21 protein-coding genes are annotated in these 21,133 nt (G+C 57.4%); 3 read left to right on the top strand and 18 right to left on the bottom strand.

Annotation, left to right across the window (positions count from 1 at the left end; genetic code table 11):
- From FJY67_03295 to FJY67_03375, 17 genes are all read right to left on the bottom strand, one after another.
- Positions 1-411: 2-oxoacid:acceptor oxidoreductase subunit alpha (locus tag FJY67_03295; protein MBM3328485.1), on the bottom strand; the 411-nt coding region annotated here is incomplete at its 3' end.
- Positions 412-442: 31 nt separating this feature from the next.
- Entirely contained in the window at positions 443-784 is a 342-nt protein-coding gene (locus FJY67_03300; GenBank protein ID MBM3328486.1) for a 4Fe-4S dicluster domain-containing protein, read from the bottom strand.
- Positions 785-876: 92 nt separating this feature from the next.
- Entirely contained in the window at positions 877-1,779 is a 903-nt protein-coding gene (sucD, locus tag FJY67_03305) for a succinate--CoA ligase subunit alpha (GenBank protein ID MBM3328487.1), read from the bottom strand.
- Entirely contained in the window at positions 1,780-2,958 is a 1,179-nt protein-coding gene (gene sucC / locus FJY67_03310; protein MBM3328488.1) for an ADP-forming succinate--CoA ligase subunit beta, read from the bottom strand.
- A gap of 42 nt (positions 2,959-3,000) precedes the next feature.
- The gene (locus FJY67_03315) at positions 3,001-3,960 is read right to left on the bottom strand and encodes a carbamate kinase (GenBank protein MBM3328489.1); all 960 of its coding nucleotides are present in this window, start codon (positions 3,958-3,960) and stop codon (positions 3,001-3,003) included.
- A gap of 34 nt (positions 3,961-3,994) precedes the next feature.
- On the bottom strand, positions 3,995-5,308 hold the full coding sequence (locus FJY67_03320) for a GTPase (GenBank protein ID MBM3328490.1): 1,314 nt from the start codon (positions 5,306-5,308) through the stop codon (positions 3,995-3,997).
- Between the two features lie 174 nt (positions 5,309-5,482).
- Complete coding sequence (locus tag FJY67_03325; protein MBM3328491.1) at positions 5,483-6,502, bottom strand: T9SS type A sorting domain-containing protein; 1,020 nt, start codon at positions 6,500-6,502, stop codon at positions 5,483-5,485.
- Complete coding sequence (locus FJY67_03330; GenBank protein ID MBM3328492.1) at positions 6,499-8,979, bottom strand: ATP-dependent Clp protease ATP-binding subunit; 2,481 nt, start codon at positions 8,977-8,979, stop codon at positions 6,499-6,501. Before FJY67_03330 ends, FJY67_03325 begins: the two co-directional genes overlap by 4 nt.
- A 105-nt stretch (positions 8,980-9,084) precedes the next feature.
- Positions 9,085-9,777 (bottom strand): ABC transporter ATP-binding protein, encoded by a 693-nt coding sequence (locus FJY67_03335; protein ID MBM3328493.1) that lies wholly within the window; start codon positions 9,775-9,777, stop codon positions 9,085-9,087.
- Between the two features lie 14 nt (positions 9,778-9,791).
- Complete coding sequence (gene hpt / locus FJY67_03340; GenBank protein MBM3328494.1) at positions 9,792-10,340, bottom strand: hypoxanthine phosphoribosyltransferase; 549 nt, start codon at positions 10,338-10,340, stop codon at positions 9,792-9,794.
- A 64-nt stretch (positions 10,341-10,404) separates the two neighbouring features.
- Positions 10,405-10,680: a zinc ribbon domain-containing protein gene (locus tag FJY67_03345; protein ID MBM3328495.1), complete on the bottom strand. Its 276-nt coding sequence runs from the start codon at positions 10,678-10,680 to the stop codon at positions 10,405-10,407.
- 69 nt (positions 10,681-10,749) lie between these two features.
- The gene (locus FJY67_03350; protein MBM3328496.1) at positions 10,750-11,589 is read right to left on the bottom strand and encodes a transglutaminase domain-containing protein; all 840 of its coding nucleotides are present in this window, start codon (positions 11,587-11,589) and stop codon (positions 10,750-10,752) included.
- Between the two features lie 119 nt (positions 11,590-11,708).
- The gene (locus FJY67_03355) at positions 11,709-12,518 is read right to left on the bottom strand and encodes a hypothetical protein (GenBank protein MBM3328497.1); all 810 of its coding nucleotides are present in this window, start codon (positions 12,516-12,518) and stop codon (positions 11,709-11,711) included.
- The gene (locus FJY67_03360; protein MBM3328498.1) at positions 12,515-13,780 is read right to left on the bottom strand and encodes a hypothetical protein; all 1,266 of its coding nucleotides are present in this window, start codon (positions 13,778-13,780) and stop codon (positions 12,515-12,517) included. The genes FJY67_03355 and FJY67_03360 overlap by 4 nt, the downstream gene beginning before the upstream one ends.
- Positions 13,777-15,414 carry a PEGA domain-containing protein gene (locus tag FJY67_03365; GenBank protein ID MBM3328499.1) on the bottom strand — a complete coding sequence of 546 codons (1,638 nt, stop codon included), beginning with the start codon at positions 15,412-15,414 and terminating at the stop codon, positions 13,777-13,779. Before FJY67_03365 ends, FJY67_03360 begins: the two co-directional genes overlap by 4 nt.
- A gap of 11 nt (positions 15,415-15,425) precedes the next feature.
- On the bottom strand, positions 15,426-16,970 hold the full coding sequence (locus FJY67_03370) for a sigma-54-dependent Fis family transcriptional regulator (protein MBM3328500.1): 1,545 nt from the start codon (positions 16,968-16,970) through the stop codon (positions 15,426-15,428).
- A complete protein-coding gene (locus FJY67_03375) occupies positions 16,967-18,112 on the bottom strand; it encodes a hypothetical protein (protein MBM3328501.1) in 1,146 nt (381 codons plus the stop codon). Before FJY67_03375 ends, FJY67_03370 begins: the two co-directional genes overlap by 4 nt.
- A gap of 75 nt (positions 18,113-18,187) precedes the next feature.
- On the opposite strand from FJY67_03375, the gene FJY67_03380 reads away from it, so the two are divergent.
- Genes FJY67_03380 through FJY67_03390 form a run of 3 tightly spaced genes read left to right on the top strand, consistent with a single transcriptional unit; the run spans position 18,188 to position 20,218 of the window.
- The gene (locus FJY67_03380) at positions 18,188-18,571 is read left to right on the top strand and encodes a hypothetical protein (protein ID MBM3328502.1); all 384 of its coding nucleotides are present in this window, start codon (positions 18,188-18,190) and stop codon (positions 18,569-18,571) included.
- A gap of 44 nt (positions 18,572-18,615) precedes the next feature.
- Positions 18,616-19,890 carry a phosphopyruvate hydratase gene (gene eno / locus FJY67_03385; protein MBM3328503.1) on the top strand — a complete coding sequence of 425 codons (1,275 nt, stop codon included), beginning with the start codon at positions 18,616-18,618 and terminating at the stop codon, positions 19,888-19,890.
- Positions 19,871-20,218, top strand: a complete 348-nt coding sequence (locus FJY67_03390; protein ID MBM3328504.1) for a hypothetical protein — start codon at positions 19,871-19,873, stop codon at positions 20,216-20,218. Before eno ends, FJY67_03390 begins: the two co-directional genes overlap by 20 nt.
- Before the next feature lie 27 nt (positions 20,219-20,245).
- Here the strand turns inward: FJY67_03390 and FJY67_03395 are convergent, their stop codons facing one another.
- Positions 20,246-21,133: a fumarylacetoacetate hydrolase family protein gene (locus tag FJY67_03395; protein ID MBM3328505.1), complete on the bottom strand. Its 888-nt coding sequence runs from the start codon at positions 21,131-21,133 to the stop codon at positions 20,246-20,248.

The raw sequence follows: 21,133 nt of genomic DNA on the forward strand, positions 1-21,133 counted from the left end.
GTAAGCCGGTGTCAGGGCAATCACCGGCCTGTCGCCGTGTGTGCCCCAGCGCGCTTGCATGATGTCGGACTGACCCAACTGGGTCGGCAGTCCGGTCGATGGCCCACCCCGCATCACATTGACGACGACGCAGGGCGCCTCGACCATATTGGCAAAGCCGATGTTCTCCTGCTTGAGGGAGAATCCGGGGCCGCTGGTCGCGGTCATCACCTTTAGTCCGGCGATAGAGGCGCCGATTACGGCGCCCATAGCCGCGATTTCGTCTTCCATCTGGATGAACTTCCCCCCCACCTGGGGAAGCCGCCTGGCCATCGTATGCGCAACCTCTGAGGAGGGCGTGATGGGGTATCCGGCAAAGAACCTGCAGCCGGCGGCTATTGCAGCCTCGGCAATGACCTCGTTGCCGGGCATAAAGGCTATTCGTACAGCAGGACTTTCTGATCTATCCAACGGTAGACTTCTCCACGGCTTTAGCCTGCTTCTTAAGGTTATGCACCTCGATGGCGAAGTCGGGGCATTCGAGTTCGCAAAGCATGCAGGCATTACAGGCTTCCATATCGACAACTTCGACCATCAACCCCTCCCAACGGTCGGGCGTGACGATCATTTGAAGGACGTCTTTGGGGCAGACTTCCGCGCAAATCTCGCAGCCTTTGCAAAGGTGCCGGTGAATGACGATAGCGATTCCGCCCTCTTGATTCCGGGTGGTCCGGGAGTCCTGGGTGCGTTGTTCGCCTTCCTCGTGGCCATCCCGCCGGATGGAACCGGCGGTTTGATTCGACATTAGAAGTGTTCTCTTTATTTCAATCTCTTGGAAGACGGATAAGAGTCTTCCATTGGGGTGGGATGAATCCCGCTCTCCAAGTCGCCAATTTACTATTCGACTCTAAGTCCGGTCGAACCAGTGGTTCTGTTTAGCGCACTCAGCATTGCCCGGCCAATTTCTGCAGGACTCTCGGCAACTTCGGCTCCGGCTGCGCGGAGGGCAGCGATCTTATCGGCAGCAGTCCCCTTTCCACCGGCAATGATCGCTCCGGCGTGCCCCATTCGCCGTCCCGGAGGTGCCGTCCGGCCGGCTATGAAAGCCGCAACCGGCTTGCGCATCGACCGGCCGATGAACTCAGCCGCCCTCTCCTCGGCACTGCCGCCTATTTCCCCGATCATCACCACTCCATCGGTATCCGGGTCGTCATTGAAGAGTTCCAACAGGTCGGTGAACGACGTGCCGACGATTGGATCGCCTCCAATGCCGACGCAGGTCGATTGCCCCAGACCGAGGGTCGTCAACTGATTGACTGCCTCATAGGTGAGCGTTCCGGACCGGGAGATGAGACCGATCCGACCTTCCTTATGAATAAAGGCGGGCATTATCCCGACCTTGGCCTTGCCGGGGGAGATAATTCCGGGGCAATTCGGCCCGATAAGCCGCACCGGTAGGTGCTTGATATGATGCCAGACCAGGAGCATATCGCGCGCCGGTATGCCCTCGGTGATGCAGACGACCAACCTTATTCCAGCATCAGCGGCTTCGATGATCGCATCCGCGGCGTAGGGCGGTGGAACGAAGATCACCGAAGTATCGGCTCCCTGCTGCCGGACAGCCTCTTCGACGCTTTCGAACACGGGGATTTCGAGGTGTGTTGTTCCGCCTTTGCCGGGGGTAATCCCTCCGACAATCCGGGTGCCGTAGGCGAGCATCTGCTCGGTATGAAAGGTCCCTTCGCCGCCGGTGATGCCCTGAACGACGACGCGGGAAGCGGTATTAAGCAGGATGCTCATTCATGCTCTCCCTTCCACAGACTTGGCCGCCGCCACAACCTTCCTCGCCCCATCCTCGAAGTCGTCCGCAACGATGAACTTCAGCGGTGACTCACGCAACATCTGTGCCGCAAGGTCGGCATTCGTTCCGGCCAGTCGGACGACTACTGGAACCGAAACCTTCAAGTCGGTCAGCGCGTCGATAATACCCTGAGCCACCCGGTCACACCGGACGATGCCGCCGAAGATATTGATCAGAACGGCTTTGACATTGGGATCCCGGACAATGATGCTGAAGCCGGCTTTGACCGTCTCGGCCTTGGCACCGCCCCCCACATCGAGAAAGTTGGCCGGTTCGCCGCCCGCCAGTTTAATGATGTCCATTGTTGCCATTGCCAGCCCGGCGCCGTTAACCATACAGCCAACGTTGCCGTTCAGTTTGATATAGTTGAGGTTGAACTCCGACGCCTCAATCTCGGCAGGCTCCTCTTCGTCAAGATCGCGCAGTTCTAATATGTCGGAATGGCGGTCGAGGGCATTATCGTCGAAGTTGAACTTGGCATCGAGTGCCAGCACTTCACCCGAATCTGTGACTACAAGCGGATTGATCTCAGCCAGCGAGGCGTCGCACTCCCGATAGGCACGGTAGAGCCCGCTCAGAAATGCGGATCCGGCTTTGGCTTGGGCGCCAGATAGACCTAACGTCGTCGTCATCTTGCGCAATTGAAAGGGCCTCAACCCGGTCAAAGGGTCGATTCGGGTCTTGAGGATCTTCTCCGGTGTCTTGGCAGCGACCTTTTCGATCTCGACGCCTCCTTCGGTGGAGACCATAATGACATCACAGGCGCTCTCCCGATCGAGCACTACACCGGCGTAAAGTTCACGGCTGATAACAGCGCCCTCTTCGATCAACAGCCGTTTGACGATACGCCCTTCAGGCCCGGTCTGATGCGTAACGAGGCGCATACCGAGCATATTCTGGGCAATCTGACGCACCTCATCGGGAGATTTGGCGACTTTGACACCGCCGCCCTTGCCGCGCCCACCGGCGTGAATCTGCGCCTTAACGACGACGGTTCCACCACCCAGTTGGAGTGCGGCTTGGACCGCCTCATCCGGTGTGAAAGCGGGCAATCCGTCCGGAACCGCTGCACCGAAACGGCGAAGGATCCCTTTGCCCTGATACTCGTGAATCTTCATTGTAGAAGTTGTACATCCCCTTGGGTTTCTTATAGGAGGAACTTAAGGCACAATCTCCGTGCCGCAACGACCGGCCAGTGCCTTCTGAATCTCGCCCAGCGCACAAATGATGGCGCGTTCGCCTCCGCGCTCGACGAATTGGATCGCAGCCTCGACCTTTGGTCCCATCGATCCGGGAGGGAATTGGCCGCTTGCCATGTGGCGTCGGGCTTCACCGATGCGCATTATGGCTAAAGGTTCGGAACGGTCGGTGCCGTAGTTTAGCGAAACGCACTTGACATTTGTGACGATGATCAGTTCATCGGCTTCGATGTCGGTGGCGAGCACTGCAGCGGCACGATCCTTATCGACGACGGCGTCGATGCCTTCGAGACCCAATTCGGGATCGCGATAGACCGGAATGCCACCTCCTCCGGCGGCAATCACAACCACCCCCGACTGCACCAACTCCCTTAATGCACGCCGATTGACGATTGCCAGTGGCAATGGAGAGCCGACGACCCGACGCCACTTGCCTCCGTTGCCGTAGGGTTTCATCGTCCAGCCTTCTTCACGGATGAAACTGCCGGCTGCGGTCTCATCATAGATTTGACCGATGAACTTGGTCGGTTCAGCCAGGGCGGGATCATCGCGACTGACGATCACCTGGGTTATTACAGTCATTACCTGCCGATTGATTCCCTCCCGAGCCAGCCGATTTTGAAGTGACTGCTCGATCATATAACCCATAGAGCCTTCGGTATCGGCGACGAGGACTCCGAGCGGCACCGGCGGCAGTTCGCTGCCCGCCAGTTCGACACGCCTTAGTGCTGCGCCGACCTGTGGACCATTGCCGTGGGTTATAGCGAGATTGAACCCGCGCTGAAGCAAATCGACGATCCCGCCAAGGCTCTCGCGCGTGTGCCGGAATTGTGCGGCAATCGTCCCTGCCTCGCCGGGCGGCGAGAGGGCGTTTCCGCCAAGTGCGACGACGGCGCAACGTGGGCGGGGAGTAGAGCGCATTTGAACGCCTGCCGGACTTAAAGGACTGGTCAGATCAAAGGTAAGCGGCCAAGGCGTCGGTGAGAGTAGGCTGGCCTATCTCCTGAAGGTCGTAGGTTACACGCACGGTCGGCTTTTCGATGTCTATTATCCGACGCAGGTCGATAGGCGTTCCGATAATGACGACATCGGCGTCGGATCCGTTTATCGTTGCAGCCAGATCGTCCATCTGCTGACGGCTGTAGCCCATTGCCGGGAGAACCGGCCCGATATCAGGATAGGTGGCAAAGGTATCAAGAAGAGTCCCCACCAGAAACGCACGGGGATCGACCAGATCGACCGCGCCGAACTTGTGAGCAGCGACGACACCGGCACCGAAGGTCATCTCACCGTGGGTCACGGTCGGCCCATCCTCCACCACCAGCGCCCGCATTCCCCGGATGGCGCTGGCGTTCTCAACGTTGATAGGCGATGCCGCATCTATTACTATTGCAGCAGGATTGGCGCTTCGAATGTTGTCGCGCACTTCCTCGATATCCTCGGGATCGGCCGACTCGATCTTATTGATGACAACGACATCCGCGCGTCGAAGATTAACTTCGCCCGGATGATACCCGACTTCGTGGCCGGGGCGAAGCGGATCGACGACGGTGATATGAAGATTGGGCTGATAGAACGGCAGGTCGTTGTTACCGCCGTCCCAGAGGATGATGTCGGCTTCCTGCTCGACCTGCTTCAGAATGGCCTCGTAATCAATGCCGGCATAGACGATCATCCCTCGCACCAGATGCGGTTCATATTCCTCCATCTCTTCGATGGTGCATTGTTGACGCTCGAGGTCTTCAATGGCTGCGAACCGCTGAACTCGCTGCCTAACCAGATCTCCATACGGCATCGGATGCCGCACCACGGCGACCTTTCTCCCGGCACCAGCGAGCAACGCTGCAACGCGTCGGGTAGTCTGGCTCTTGCCGCAGCCGGTCCGGACGGCCGTTACGGCAATGACCGGCTTGCGCGACTTTAGCATCGTAGCCGAAGGCCCAAGCAGAGTGAAGTTGGCTCCGGCAGCCAGCACGCGTGCGCCCTTGTTCATCAAGTGCTGATACGAGATGTCGCTATAGGAGAAATAGACGTCTGCGACGCTTGCGCGTTCAATAAGGCGGGTCAAGTCGTCTTCCGGGACGATGGGGATTCCCTTCGGATAATCGGTTCCGGCCAGTTCCGAGGGATAAAGGCGGTCGTCGATGTCGGGTATCTGAGCCGCGGTGAAAGCGACGACGCGGACATCGGAACGGCCCCTGAAGACCGTGTTGAAGTTGTGGAAGTCGCGACCGGCGGCTCCCATGATGACTATTTGTCGGGGTTCCATTGCCTGCTGCTAATTGTTCGCTGGACTGGAATGTAAGACTGAAATATAGGCAACTCTTTTAAGACGGGCAACCGAAGGGATGGCTTTGCGGTTCGCTATCGCCATTTGGAGGCACGAAAAAGGGGTGCAAGTCTTCACTCGCACCCCTTGGCATTGCGAAACAGTAGAAGTTCGTTATCGCAGAAACAGGATGCTTTGCCAGCGCACTGCGGACGGAGTCGTCAGCCGCACCAAATAGAGTCCGGTAGCAAGGTCATCGGCTGCAACGGTCAATTGACCGTTCGAGGTCGTTGCAGGCAGGGAGAATCTATGCACCCGTCGTCCCGATGGATCGTAAAGCGCAATCTCAAAGGGAATTCCAAAGGGCACAGCGTAGTCAAGGCGGGTCGTGGCGTTAAAGGGATTCGGATAGGCCGTGGTCAGTAACAGGTTATTCGGGAGGATGCGTCCGCCCGGCTCGATGACAGCCTGAATGCTGTCGTTTGCTACGATGGCTCTCAGCGCAAAGTTGAAGCCTCGTCTTGGCCCGCCGAAGGAGATTTCGATCAGTTTCTTCCAGGACTCGTCAGGACCACTCCAGAGTCCACTCCGGTCCGACTCGCGAAACCGCCCGTCATCCACAAAGAAAGATAGCAGGTCGCCCTCATTCTCATCCGCCACAAGTTCAAAGACAAGGTGGAAGTCAATGGAGTCGTTGTAAGATATCCCTAATGACCGCAAGTCGATGAAGTTAAAGATCATCTGACGCCAACTGGGGCTGAAGGTCAACTGCTCGTAAGGGACATAGATTGAGTCGATAGCATCGACCGGATACCCGGGTTCGTCGTTTTCATTGGCGCCACTCTCATAAACGATGACCCGGCAGTTTGGGGTGCCTATGGTATCGCCATTATGGTTCGGCCCAACGGCATAAAAGGCAGCCAGAGCGCCAACGAGCCGGAAGGGATGAAAGGGCGGTGAGAAGCGGACGTTGTAGTAGTGATCTCCGGCATCATTGGGGATGTCGATGGCCGAGTAGCCGCCCTGGGCGTAGTCGTGAAAGAGGGTGTCATTCTCGTCGGCTCCAGCAGGACGCGGCATATTGGGCATCGACACCAGGCCATTTCCTTCCGCCGGTCGCAAGACGCGACCGGAGGCAAAAGCCGCTAACTGCATACCTCCCAGGATGCAGAGCGTTAGGGCTAAACGCTTCACTGCCTTTCCTCCACTGCCACCGGTTGCAACTTAGGCCTGACGATGTTAAACGTCAACTCGCCGCGCCGGACGCCAACTCCAATCTGCGAGCCGGGAGGGAGTTGTTCCCGCAACATCTCATCGGCGAGCGGGTCTTCCAACATACGCTGCAATGCCCTTCGCAAGGTCCGGGCGCCGGTCTCACTGCTGAAGCCCTCTTCGGCGATGGCCTCCCTGGCTGCAGGTGATACCTTCAAGTCCAGCCCCTGGTCGCGAAGTTTGGCTGAAACCTCACTTAGATAGACATCGAGGATATGAAGTATCTCGGGACGACCGAGCGGATGAAATACGATTACTTCATCGACCCGGTTAAGAAACTCAGGACGGAAGATGTCCTTCATGATGCCCGTCATTCTCTCCGACATGCGGGCAAAGTCAACATCAGCCTTCTTGCCGAATTCACCGAAACCGAAGTCGTGCGATTTGGAAGCCTCCCGGGTGCCGAGATTGGAGGTCATTATCAAGATCGTGTTCTTAAAGTCAACCTGCCGACCGCTGCCGTCGGTCAGAAGCCCGGCGTCGAGCACTTGCAAGAGGAGGTTGAAGACATCGGGATGAGCCTTCTCGATTTCGTCGAGCAGGACGACCGAGTAAGGCTTCCGGCGAACGCGCTCGGTCAACTGACCGCCTTCATCGTAGCCGACATAACCCGGAGGCGCACCGATCAGGCGGGAGACGTTGAACTTCTCCATATACTCCGACATATCGATCCGTATGAGCGACTTCGGGTCTTCAAACAGGAATTCGGCAAGGACCCGAGCGGTCTCAGTCTTCCCTACTCCGGAAGGACCAAGGAATATAAATGAACCTATCGGCCGATTGCGAAGATTGAGCCCGGTGCGGTTGCGGCGTATGGCTTTGGCAATGGCGTTGATCGCTTTCGACTGCCCGATAATTTTGCGTCCGATTTCGCCTTCGATCTTGAGCAAACGCGCAGATTCCGTCACAACGACCCTTGTAACCGGAATACCGGTCATCATCGCCACGATTTCCGCCACCTGGTCGGCGTCTATCTGAACCGGCTTTTCACGCGTTACTTTCTCCCACTCATCGCGCTCGAAGGTCAATTGCTCGTCGAGCCGTTTCTTGCGGTCGCGGATCTGTGCCGCCAGTTCGTACTCCTGCCGGCGGACATAATCCTCCTTTAACTTCCGGAGCCGCTCCGACTCACGTTCGAGGTCGCGGATGTTCTCCGGGACCGTGATGTGAGTAAGTCGGGCGCGGGAACCGGTTTCGTCGATGACGTCGAGGGCTTTATCAGGTAAAAAGCGATCAGTGATATAGCGGTCGGCAAGGGTTACCGCAGCACGAATCGCTTCGGGAGTATAGACGACGTTGTGGTGATGCTCGTAGCGCGACTTGAGTCCGCTTAAGATGGCAATGGTCTCTTCGACTGTTGGGGGATCGACCAGTACCTTTTGGAAGCGCCGCTCGAGGGCGCCGTCTTTTTCGACATACTGCCGGTATTCGTTCAGCGTCGTCGCGCCGATGCACTGCAGTTCACCGCGCGCCAGCGCCGGCTTGAACATATTTGAAGCGTCGAGCGATCCGGACGCCGATCCAGCCCCGACGATGGTGTGGAGTTCGTCGAGGAAGATGATGATGTGAGAGTTCTTTTCGAGTTCGTTGATGATAGCCTTTAGGCGTTCCTCGAACTGCCCCCGATACTTCGTCCCGGCGACAAGAGCGCCCAGATCCAAGACCACAACGCGCTTGTTGAAGAGCATTGGGGAGACCTTTTGCTCGTGGATGCGTAGCGCCAGACCTTCGACGATGGCAGTCTTCCCGACGCCCGGATCGCCGATCAGGACGGGGTTGTTTTTCTTGCGCCGGGAGAGAATCTGAGCGACGCGCTCGATCTCTCGCTCGCGTCCGATGATAGGATCGAGTTTGCCGGACTGGGCCAGACGGGTCAGATCGCGGCTGTAATGGTCGAGCACTGGTGTTTTGCTCTTCTCAACCGGAGCCGCCGTCTCCGTCTTGCCGGTTGAGTGTCCGCCGCTCTCGCGCAAGATGTTATCAAGTTCGCCCTTGATGGCATCGTAGGAGAGATTGAATCCCATCAAAATCTGTCCAGCGAGGCCGTCATCGTCCTTGGCCAGGGAGAGGAGAAGATGCTCCGTCCCGATGACATCGTTGTGATAATTCTTGACTTCGAGATAAGCCAATTTGAGCACTCTCTCAACGCGCTTGGTGAAGGGGATATTGCCCAACTTGAGCGTCGTCGAGGATGCTCCGGCGGTTTCCTCGATCGCCTCCCGCAGTTCGTCCGGGTCGCAGCCAAGGTTTTGAATGATGCGAATCGCCATGCCTTCACCGAGCCGAAGCATTCCCAGCAGGAGATGCTCGGTGCCGATGGCGTCATGGCCTAATCTAAGTGCTTCGTCGCGTGCATATTGAAGCACTTGTTGAACCCGGAAGGAGAACTTATTGGTCATTACTGAAGTTCTGGTGAAATCTCAACCGCTCGCAAGCGATGGAAGTGAGTGAACCGGATCGAGGGCATTGTATAGTAGTCAATATAGTGCCTTCGCCGGCTTCTGTCAAGCGTGAAGAACAACCCCACTCAGCCTGCCATCTCGCAGTTCAAGTATGCGCTTCGCTGCTTTGGCCATCTCGTGATTATGTGTAGCGACGATCAGGCCTGCATGATGGTTCGCGGCAACCGACCAGAGCAGATCTTGCATCTGAAGAGAAGACTCCTGGTCGAGGTTGCCGGTTGGTTCGTCGGCCAGAATGAGACGAGGATTATTGACGAGCGCACGTGCGAGGGCGACCCGCTGGCGTTCGCCTCCGGATAGTTCACCGGGTCGATGAATCGTCCGGTGCTCAAGGCCAACCTGCTGCAGCAGATCGGATGCTCGCTCCCGGGCAGTTGACTTGTCGAGGCCGTTCATCAGCGCCGGTATCATCACATTCTCAACGGCGCTGAATTCGGGAAGGAGATGATGAAACTGAAATATGAACCCGATAGATTTGAGGCGAAGTGCCGCGCGTTGTTGTTCGCCAATGTCATCAAGAAAACTTCCGTCGAACTTCACCTGACCGGCCGAAGCGCGCTCAAGCAGGCCGATGATATGAAGCAGCGTGGACTTGCCGGACCCGGAAGGGCCAATGATCGCTACTGACTCCGACTCTGTGAGCGTCAGGTCAACATTGCGGAGGACCTCTATGCGGCTGCCATTGAGGTCGAACGTCTTGCTGATGCCGATGGCTTCTATAATGATTTTCGGCATACAGAGCCCGGTGCTTAAGCCGGTTCCCTCTCGAGATAGTGGATGTTGGGCAGGTGACGATAGCGCCCGGCGTAGTCGATGCCGTGGCCTACTATGAATCGATTGGGGACTTCAAACCCGATATAGTCGATCGGGACGTCAGGTTCACGGGGAATGTCTTTGCGCAAGAGCACGGTAGTGCGCAGACTGAGCGGCGACTTGGCTGCCAGTCGCCGCTGCAACTCGATTAGCGTCAGACCGGTGTCGAGGATGTCGTCTATTAACAGGACGTGACTGCCGGCGAGGTCACCGGTAGTGTCGAGTTGAAGGGATATCTTGCCACTCGATTGGTCGTCGACGCCGTAACTTGCCGCTCGCATGAACTCAACTTGAACTTCGAGCCCAAACTCTGCCAGACGTTGCACCAGATTGCTGCCGAAAAGGAACGCGCCTTTGAGGATAATAACCGCTACCACCGGACAACCATTCAAGTCGCGCGCAATGGCTGCAGCCAGTTCATAGGTGCGGTGGCGGACTTGCAGATTAGTGAGCAGGGGAAGTGAGAGCCGGGCAGGTGTGTTCACCGGAAGTTACCGTGACAGTCCAGCAAGAGGCCTCCGGCGAAATCGAATAGCGTCAAAACGCCGGTCAGTTGCAGGTGCTGCAGGTTCCGGTCGAGCAACATCCGCAAGATGAGCCGGCTCCTTCCGACAACATCTCAACCTTGCCGCCCGATGAAAAAGCGCCTACGCGGGAGACCGCCTTGGTGAGGAACTGCGAACCGCATTCAGGGCAGGCTACACCGGCGGACTTCCAGTCATAGGGTGAGAGTCGCTCGAAAGCCTCGCCGCAGTGGTCGCAAATGAAATCGTAGATGGGCATTTGTATATCCGAAATGGTGAGATGCCGGAACCAAGGCATCATATAATAATACGCTATTAGTCCGCGGTGTCAAAAGGAGGGCAAGGGCAAAGTGACACTGCCTCCTAAAATCTACTCGGGCCGGGCATAGAATTCAGCCAGGACACTGGTCTGATCCTTAACCGGCGACTCACTGCCCAGGAACGTCCGCGGGCGCTCCGAACCGAGCGGAACAAGTATCAACCCGCCCCGCACTCGCTTGGGAAGCTGGGTCCCATGGATGCGTCCATCGAATAGCGTCTGAAAGAAATGGAGATACTCCACAATCCATTCGCGGTAACCTGCGTCGAGCGAGTCCGCAAGTCCGACAAAGGTGAGCCCCGAAGTGCCTTTGGCGAGCACCGCTTGCAGTTCGACGGCATTGAGAGGGTAGCCTTTGAGAACCGGAACGGCTCCAAACTGCCCGTCTGCCATTACCCACTTTCGTCTATCGGGAAGAAAGGCCTCTACTACGACATGGACCGCGCCGATGCGGCGACTTTCGACATCCAAAGGCATGAGGTCGATCACCCTCGCCCTGATTCCAACACTGTTGAGACAGCCCGCAAGGACGAAAGAATACTCCAGACAGGCAAATCGTTCGCCGCGGGAAGCCCGATCGAGAATAGCCAACGGATCGGCTTTTTGCGGACGAGCCTCCCTGCTATGCACCCAGCGCAATGAGACCCACCTGGCAAGCCGTTCCACCCGCTCGAGGTCACTGCGCGCACCAGCAATCACCCCTTCGAGAGCATACTGCTCGCGCAACTGAGTCAAGATAGGATTATGAAACTTGTTGAAGTAGAAGCGATAGGACTTACGAGCTGGTCCGAAGTCCCAGAGGAGGTTGGGCGCCCCGGATGCACCGGCTTGAATTGGAAGCAGCGACAGCATCAGCAATGCGACAAGCGCAGGAGGGTTCATTCGGGACATTGGATGATCCAGTTGGCAGCGCAGTGAGGTCCGAAGTGTTTCTTTCTGCAAGGTGAGCCATACATGATCCGCCGGTATGGTCACCCGAGCCGGCTCGAGCCGGCCTACAATTTGATACCCTAATATACTAAACTAAATCGCAAAATGAAACCCTTGTTCACAGGCAATGCGCTTCCCATTCGCAGTTTGAGGCTGCTGGAACTGCCTTGTCTGATGCCCATTAGATCGACGGAATTGCCGCGACGGATGAAGAAGTCCACTTGTGTTGCGAGGTATGATATAACCGCCACTGAGCCGAATGCCCAGGCAATCTTGAATCTCTCGTTGTAAGACTCGTAGCGGCTGTTGATGATACCCTCATCACGGGACTTGAGGTAGTCCTCTCTGGCGCTGGACGCCTCCTGCGAGGCTATTATTGCCCCTATGGCCAGACTAACTGTCGCAGCGCCATACCAGTAGCCCCGGTAGTCACCTTCATAGATGTGTCCCCAACCAGGCAAGATGAGCGACCGCCATGCGCCCGGTTGTTGATGGCTTTTTGCCGGTGGAATTGAAAGGGAGTCTAGTCGAGTGATGCCGGACGTATCGACGGTGGACTGCTCACTGCGGGCAGTCGAATAGAGTCGCCAAACCGGTGGAGGAAGGTCGCTCTGGCGGTGAACCATCCCGGGGTAATAGAGTAGCGCCTGCCGCATCGCCAGCATTGCGACGACCTCCCGCCCCCGCATAGCCTCGACGCTTGCAAGAGCGAAATAGACGCGGCCCCGCTCTATCGAGGTCGTGGTATCTGATAACTCAACCTGTCGGGCGATCTTCTCGACGGCAGTAAAATCGCCGCTCAGAAAAGCTTGCCACGCATCATCGCCCGGACCGGCAGTACAAGTTGCAGCAAGCGCAAGAGCCAGTAAGGTCGCCAGTCGAAGGATCATCGGAGAACGACAAATACGCCGCTGCGGATACGACGATCGGTCGTCTCGAAGCGATATAGATAGGCTCCACCGGGGGGAAGACTTTCGGGTAACAACCAGACATTGGATGTTCGGTCCGGGACGCCGCCGGCAATAAGCCTGCCGCTTAGATCGTAGATGCCTATGGTTATGGTCCCCTGCGGGACGGTTAAACGGGAACCACGCCAGGCTGGATTGGGAAAGACACCGGGCAGTTTGTGCTGACTTCGGCCTGGAGCATCGTCGTCAGAAACTGCCGTCGGTTCGTAGAAGACCTCTACCTCGGACATCCCGATACGATTCTCCCGCATAAAGCGTCCGCCGCCGATGGCATAGAGCCGCCCTTTCGCCTGTAGAAGACTGAATTCTACCCGGGGACTACGCATTTCTGGAAGTTCGATCCAGCGCTCCAGACCGAAGTGAAATCCGATGACTGCAGCGCTGACAGGATTGTGCATCATCGCTCCACCGGCTACGACGAGCATAGTGTCGCCGGAGACGTCGGCAGACAACTCCCCGCGCGGTTCCGGCAGACGCATGGCAGGAACCTCGTGCCAGTTGCCTTCGCGGAATATCTCGACCCTATCGAGCAGCCCCAGATAAATGCCACCGACGATCCAGATCGCGCCGTCCCGGGCGAATCCGAAATTGCTTGACGGGTGATTGAGCGCCGGTCCTCCCTCCCACTCGTTATTGGCAGTATCCCACCAGAGGACTTCACGGGGATATTGCTGGCGGTCGGCAACACCTCCGGCCAACATCACCCGACGTCCCACGAGTACGGTTCCGAAAGCCCGTCGAGCGCCCGGCATCCGGCCCACGGTATCATAAGCGTTACGGCGAATGTTGTAACGAAACACGACAACGTTGGGACCGTTTTCGCTTAGACCGCCGAAGAGTAAAATTGACTCGCCAACACGAACAGCAGATGCCTGATAAAGCGCCACCGGAAGCGGCGCAAGGTCCTCCCAGGCATCATCGTCCGGGATATAAACCTCGGCGGTTGCCGTCAATCCCATGCGTGGCATCATCGCCGCTCCCCCAAACACATAGAGCCGTTCGCCGTCAGTCGCTGCCGCAAACCCCATTCGCCCCTGCTTCATAGAGGCGACCTCGTGCCACGAAGGCGATGCTTCTGCACTGCGAAGTACCACTGCCAGCGCTGCCAAAACACATCCGGACAATACTGTTCGAACGAGAGCGGACGTCTGGCAGGATTCCGATTTAAGTGATATTCCAATCATTTGCCACTCTCCCGATTGAGATTAGTAGCAATCATTGTGCCGGAAGGCAAGTCAACCCTAATCAGAAGGTGCTCTCCGGCATTGGCACCGATAACGTCAGACCACTCGGCATAGTCAGGATGGCGGACCACCAGGAGGTGTGCCCCGGGAAGGAGATTGGCCGGCATCTCACGGGGCAGCAAGCCGAGCGAATCGCCATCGATCCATAGGACACCCCAAGGATTTGCCGCAATGGTCAGGGCCATAGTCTCGGCCGCAAAGTCGATCTCCAGATTGGCGTCCTGCCTGCTGTTAACCTGAATCGAACGCTCGATCGATGGGTAGTTAGGATGAGTGAAGTGAAGGCGATATCGGCCGGGCATAAGTTTGATCTGCGTTAATGGCGTCAATCCGAGGAGACTGTCGTCCAGCGAGACTTCCGCCCATGGCAAAGCCGTGATACGTAAAGTGCCGGTTTGCATTAAGGGTGTTGTAGTATCATCCTTATCCAATGACTTCTCATCTGTGTGAGGGGTTAATGGCTGCGCCTGAGGCAAAGGCGCACCTTCGGCACTCCTCTCGGGGAGGTTTGTGGGACTTAAGTTAGAAGTTAGAGGCGGCTGGGACTGGAAGGAGTCCGTCCTATTCACCAAGGCCTCAGACTGTTCGGAAGATGGCACATTGTCTCTTCCTTTCCAGGTCAGTGCCGATATAACCATTGCCAATATTGCGAGCACACCGGATCCGATAAGCACAAGGCGCTGCGAAATTGTCCGTGACTTCGGTTGTTCCGGGGGCTTGAGTGTAGAGGCGACGGGTGGATGTGGGTATTCAACAATAGGGAGGTCACCATTGCCGTTGCTATTCAACGCAAGGCTCTGGAGGGCAATCTCAGCATCGGCGGGGCGCCGGACGGGGTCGCGCTCGAGAAGCAGGTCGATTAGGTTTGCCAGTTTAGGGTCTATTGCCGGATTCTGACCAAGCGGCTGAAGGCTCCGCCGGCGAATCAAATCGAGACTCGCCATTGGATCGGGGGCGTGATAAGGGTTGGTGCCGGTCAACGCTTCATAGAGAACGACTCCGAGGCCATAGAGGTCGGACACCGGAGCGGCAACTTCTCCCTCGAGTAGTTCGGGCGCAAGATAGGCGGGCGAGCCGACAATAGCGCCGTGGCTGGTAAGAGCACTTTGTTCGCCAAAGCCGGCAAGCGAGAAGTCTGCAAGTTTGATGCGCCCCTCGCGATCGAGCAGAATGTTATCCGGCTTAAGGTCGCGATGCACCAAACCGGCACGGTGCACAGCCGCCAGACCAGCAAGGGTTTCGCGCCCGATGCGGAGCACTTCGTGCTGAGGAAGTGGTCCTTCCGCAATAAGATCGCCCAACGTGCGACCATCAATCCACTCGAGGGCGAGGTAAGCCAGTCCCTCCTCGACCCCGGAGTCGAAGATGCGAACGATGTTGGGGTGGTCGAGCCGCGCCACGGCCTGGCCTTCCCGACGAAAGCGCTCGACTAACTCGGTGTCCCGGGACCACTGGGGGTGGATGACCTTCAGCAGGACCTTGCGATCAAGGCTCTTCTGCCAGGCTGGATAAGCCGTTGCAATCTGCCCGACGTGGATCGGGGATTCGATCTCAAAGCGGTCGGTCAGCGCCATACTCTACCCTGTCAAGCGCGTTCGGGGGTGTCGCGCAGATCGCAATTCCCATCATCATCATCGGGATCATCTTCAACATCATCATCTTCATCCCCACGCCACCTGACAAGCGATTTTTGCAGGTATCGACGGCTTACCCCCAGGATTCGCGCAGCTTCACTACGATTACCTCCAACCGATTGCAATACCTTAAGGATATGCGCTTTGATCGCTTCGTCGAGACTCGCTTGCTCGTGAGCGAGAGACTGGTCAAGGCGGTCGCCCTTGGGGAGGTCTATCTCTTCAGGTTCGATGATATCGCCCGCCGCAAGGACGGCTGCACGCGCCAGGACGTTTTCCAATTCGCGCACGTTGCCGGGCCAGTCGTAGGATTGCAGCCGGGAGAGCGATGCTGCGCTGAGTCGTCGCGGCGGCTGCCCGGTTCGATGTGCAATCCGGGCCAGGGTGTAAGCCGAGAGCAACGCCAGATCGCCTTCGCGAGTCCGCAACGGCGGGACTTCGATGCGCAGCACATTGAGCCGGTAGTAAAGGTCTTCTCTGAATCTACCGGCCGCAATTTCTCCTTCAAGCGACTTATTGGTGGCTGATAGAATGCGGGTATCTGAATGCCGAATTGCCGGATCGCCGAGCCGTTGATACTCACCCTCCTGAAGGAAGCGCAGTAATTTTGCTTGAATGATCGGGGGGACATCGGCAATCTCATCGAGGAATAGCGTCCCCTTGTCGGTAAGGTCGAGAAGACCGGGCTTGTCAGCGATGGCGCCGGTGAAGGCGCCGCGCTTGTAACCGAATAGTTCGCTTTCGAGCAAGTCGGCGGTTAGATTACCGCAGAAGATCGCACGCATCGGACCACTGGCACGTCTCCCTACCTGATGTAAGGCGCGAGCGACCAACTCCTTACCGGTTCCACTCTCGCCAACGATCAAGACCGGCAGGTCAGCAGTGGCGATCCGCTCCATTCGCTCGTAGAGGCGTTGCATTACGGGCGATTCACCGACGATTCCGGCGAACTTGGGACGTCCGACTATCTCCTCGAAAGCCTCGGCTCTGCGGCTCATATCGAGCACCCGGCCAAGCGCAAGTCCCGCCAACAGCCCGAATGCATCGAGCAGCGGCAGGTCAGCCTCGGTCAGAACGCCGGACCCTGTAGCATCAAGATAGAGCGCGCCGAGGCGCTCGCCGCGAGCCTCGAGCGGGACGCAGCAGGCAGACCTTATTCCCCGTATGATCAACGAACTGGATCCACCGAAACGGGGATCGCGAGAGGCGTTGCGGCTAAGGACCGTGCGACGCTCCTTAAGGGCACGCTCAATCACCGAGGTCGATGGATCGCCGGGCGGCAGCGAGCCGGGTTCGATGCTCCGGGCTTGAACGGGATAGAGTTCCCCTTTGGCATTGCGCAGGAGGATATAACCTCGCTCGGCGCGGCTCACTTCAAAGGCACGATCCAGCAGCCGCGGCAGGAGGAGTTTAAGATTGCTCTCTTCCAGCAGAGTCCGGGAGACCTCGACCAGAAGTTCGAGCCCGTGCTGCGATAATGCCGGAGACTCAATCATGGCACAACCCTGAAGCGGGCTTCGCGTGAAACCGAACGGTTGCCAAATTCATCGACCACCGCCAGCGTCCAATAGAGATAGCGCGGCGAATCCGGGAGGCTGACCGGGATGTCGTGGCCGGTTGAGTCGGAACTGATACCCTCTCGACGATAGCGCAAGGTATAGATAAGGTTGGATGAAACGTGCACCACTTCGACCGCATAAGTGAAGTCGAAGTCACGCCATTGCGGTTCCCAGGTCATCCGGGGAGGATTGGAGACCAGATCGTCGTTTGTTGGACCGATCACTTCAGGCGGTGGCTCGATTACCCGCATTACTGAGTGTGGGCCGTCGTGACGTAGAAAACCAGCATTATCACGGTAAGATACGACTACTGGATGACCAACCAGCCGACGCAGACTTCCACCCGGAAGTTGGTCTTCCGTAAGAGTTAAACTCCAAGCCAACGTCTCTTGATCGATCCAGAGACGGCCGAGGTGGGTGCTGTCGATGACCGCCCAAACGGAATCTACCAGATCGGGGTCCTCGATTAAGGCAGTCAATTGCAGTTCGACGACTTCGGGAGGGGTCCAGGAACCCCAATAAATAGAATTTGCCCAACTGATAAGCGTGCCTCCACGATCGACGACACCGGGTTCGATGACTAAAAGGTTGGAGAGCGGCGACTCGCGTCCCTCGGGTGAAATAGAGTATATTGCCCACGCCCGGGCGGATCCTGAAGGAAGGTCGATCCAGGTAGTTGCGACCGTTCCAGCAGGTCGAATGCCGGGGAGTTCACCGCCATATAGGGAAGCCGTTCGGCGGTCGCTTCCGTCCCAGGATGCTACAGCGTGAAGAAGTCTGTATTCGACAGCACCCACCGGCGTCGTCCAGCGCAGTCGCGCGCGGTTACCATCCAAAGAGTCGAGCGCCAGATCGGTTATGGCGGACGGCGGTAGAGGTGGTTTGTAGTAGGGACTGAGGGGATCGAAAGGATTGTCGCGCGGAGCGTCGCAGCCCGGGAGGAGCCAAAGCGTCAGTCCGGTCAGCAGAGTGGCTAATGGCTTGCCGGCGGCACTTGAACCTGACGATTCTATTGGACAAACCTCTTGTTTCGTTTGCTCTCCCTTCGTAATATAGGGACGCAGCAGGCAAGGTGTCAAGCCGGTAGTTCCTTTTGACTTGCTTGTCGCCCTTACCAAGTAGCCGACTTCAATTCCATAATTGATAGTTTTGTAATGAGATATTGCCCAAAATGTGCGGAGTCTTACACCCTCGAACTTGATGTTTGCGACGACTGCGGCGCCGATTTGATCGACACCGAGCCGATATCCCCGTTGGACCAGATCGAGGATAATGATTGGGTGGAACTGCTGACCCTGCCAGGGATGCTCTATTCCCGAATGGCAATCGAACTGCTCCAGCGGGAGGGGATTCCCTCCTATTCAGAGACTTCTTCCAACGGCGCCGGTTTTTTGAATGGATCGAATCGTGGAGAATACATAGGCGCCAAAGCTGCCATATTCGTCTTGGAGAGCGATCTGGAGCGCGCACGTGAAGTGATGAGTCCGGTGCTTGATGAACTGCCGGGCGATGATGATAGCGACGTCGAGGAAGAGTAGCATAGAGATTGGATTAACATTAAGATAAGTCAAAGGAAGTTGCAATGACTGAAATCGTCGATGTCTTTGCTCGCGAGATACTCGATTCTCGCGGCAATCCGACCGTAGAGGTAGAAGTCGTCCTGGCCGGGGGAGCCATGGGGCGTGCAGCGGTGCCGTCCGGTGCTTCGACCGGCGAGCACGAGGCGGTTGAGTTGCGGGATGGCGACCGGGGGCGCTACCTGGGTAAGGGAGTGAAACGTGCTGTCGAAAACGTTAACCTGGTATTGGCGCCGAAACTGTCCGGCCTCGATGCCGACGACCAGGTCGAAGTCGATCGTGTTCTCTGCGCCGCAGACGATACCCCTAACAAAGGCAACCTTGGCGCCAATGCTTTGCTCGGCGTTTCGATGGCGGTCTGCCGGGCTGCTGCCGAAGCCTTTGGCCTTCCACTTTATCGTTATATCGGGGGGCTGACTGCCCGAACGCTTCCGGTGCCGATGATGAATATCCTGAACGGCGGCAAACATGCCGACAACGACGTCGATATTCAGGAGTTTATGGTCGTCCCGAGCGGATTCGGATCATTTGACGAAGGTCTTCGCGCCGGGGTTGAGGTCTTTCACCATCTGAAAAAGATCCTTAGTGCCGGTGGACACTCGACAGCAGTCGGCGATGAAGGAGGTTTTGCGCCCAACCTTACCCGGAATGAGGATGCCATCGGCTTGATAGTGCAAGCGATCGAGGCGGCTGGGTATCGCCCCGGTGAAGATGTGGCTATTGCCCTCGACCCGGCTGCGAGCGAGTTCTACGATGCTAAGAGCGGCCGATATGAACTCAAGTCGGAGAAGCGAAGCCTCACAACGGCCGAAATGGTCGAGTACTGGGAAGGACTGGTTGCAAGATATCCGCTCGTATCGATCGAGGATGGTCTGGCAGAGGATGACTGGGAAGGCTGGAAGATGATGACCGACCGATTAGGCGGCAAGATCCAGATCGTGGGCGACGACCTCTTCGTCACCAACACCAAACGCCTGGCGGAAGGTATCGCACGCGGCACCGCTAATGCGATTCTGATCAAACTCAACCAGATCGGCACCGTAACGGAAACGCTGCACGCGATCGAACTGGCGCGGAAGCACAACTATCGCGCGGTCATATCGCATCGTTCCGGCGAAACCGAGGATGCGTTTATTGCCGATTTCGCAGTGGGCACTGGTGCCGGGCAAATCAAGACCGGGTCCGCCAGCCGTTCTGACCGGATCGCCAAATACAACCAACTACTCCGCATTGCCGAGGAGTTGGGGGACGCCGCCCGCTATGGCCTTGCCGCGCTCTGATTCAACCCCGCCGCGCCGCAAATTCCTTGGCCTAAGACCGCACAGCCTCCGGCGGTTGATCATCGCCGTTGGTGTGATCGGACTGCTTGGCGCAATCCTGTTTGGCAGGGAAGGGCTTTGGAAGACTATGGTGCTCAAGAGGCAGGTGCTTGACCTTGAGCGCCGCAACGACTCGCTGGCGCAGGAAAACCGTTTGAATCTTGAACGCGCGATTCGCATCCGGGCTGGCGATTCGCTGGCAATTGAGACGGAAGCGAGACGCTATGGGCTGGTCAAACCTGGCGAGAAGACCTATCGGCTTGAGGAGCGACCCGCCGGCAGTAAGTAGCAGGCTTGAGGTATCTTGAGGTTTGGGCTACGCTGCAACCACCGGATTGGCGAGACACCCCAAATGCTCGATTTCTACGACGACCTCATCGCCCGGGACGATCGGACCGACCCCGCCTGGAGTGCCGGTTGCAATGATATCCCCTGGCAAAAGCGTCGTCGTCGCAGTAATCGCTTCAATCAACTCCCCCACCCCCCAAATCATGTCGCTCGTCAGGGCATCCTGACGCAGGGCATCGTTAACCCGGACCGTGATTCGAACTCCTTCGTCCAGGAACATCTCTGAGGTATCGATCCAGGGTCCCATCGGCAGGAAGGTATCGATCCCCTTGGCTGCGAACCAGGGCAAGCCTTGCGCCGCAAGCGAACGTTGAAACTCCCGTGCTGTAACGTCGTTGAGAACGATGTAGCCAAAGATGAACTCCACCGCCCTATTGCGCCCCACTCTTGACGCCTTCTTCCCTATCACCACCCCCAACTCACCTTCATGCTCGATACGACCGAGGTTGCCTGGAAGTCTAATCGCCTCGCCTGGTCCCACTGCGCAGTTGTCACCTTTTAGGAAGTAAGTCGGCGCAGACGGCGGAGGATTGCCGCCTTCGCGGGCGTGCTCTCGATAATTGCGAGCCATGCAGACTACCTTGCCCGGTCGGTAAGGCAGGAGCGGCGTTAAACCCTCAACCGACACTTCGAATCTGCGACCGGCACGTCGCGCCCACTCTGCTTGTTCTGCGATGAAGTCATGGTCGAGGAGCCCGTGCCTGAGCATTCTTGGGATGCGCCTTTCGGGATCTGCTCCGGCAGCCATAGCGCCATAACCGCGAGCCTCGAGGGCTGCACCGTAGTCGAAAAACTCCCGGCCATCATCGACCAGTATCGCCGGACGTCCGGCTGCCATAAAGCGCGCAATGCGCAT

Source organism: Calditrichota bacterium (assembly GCA_016867835.1).
Lineage (GTDB): Bacteria > Electryoneota > AABM5-125-24 > Hatepunaeales > Hatepunaeaceae > VGIQ01.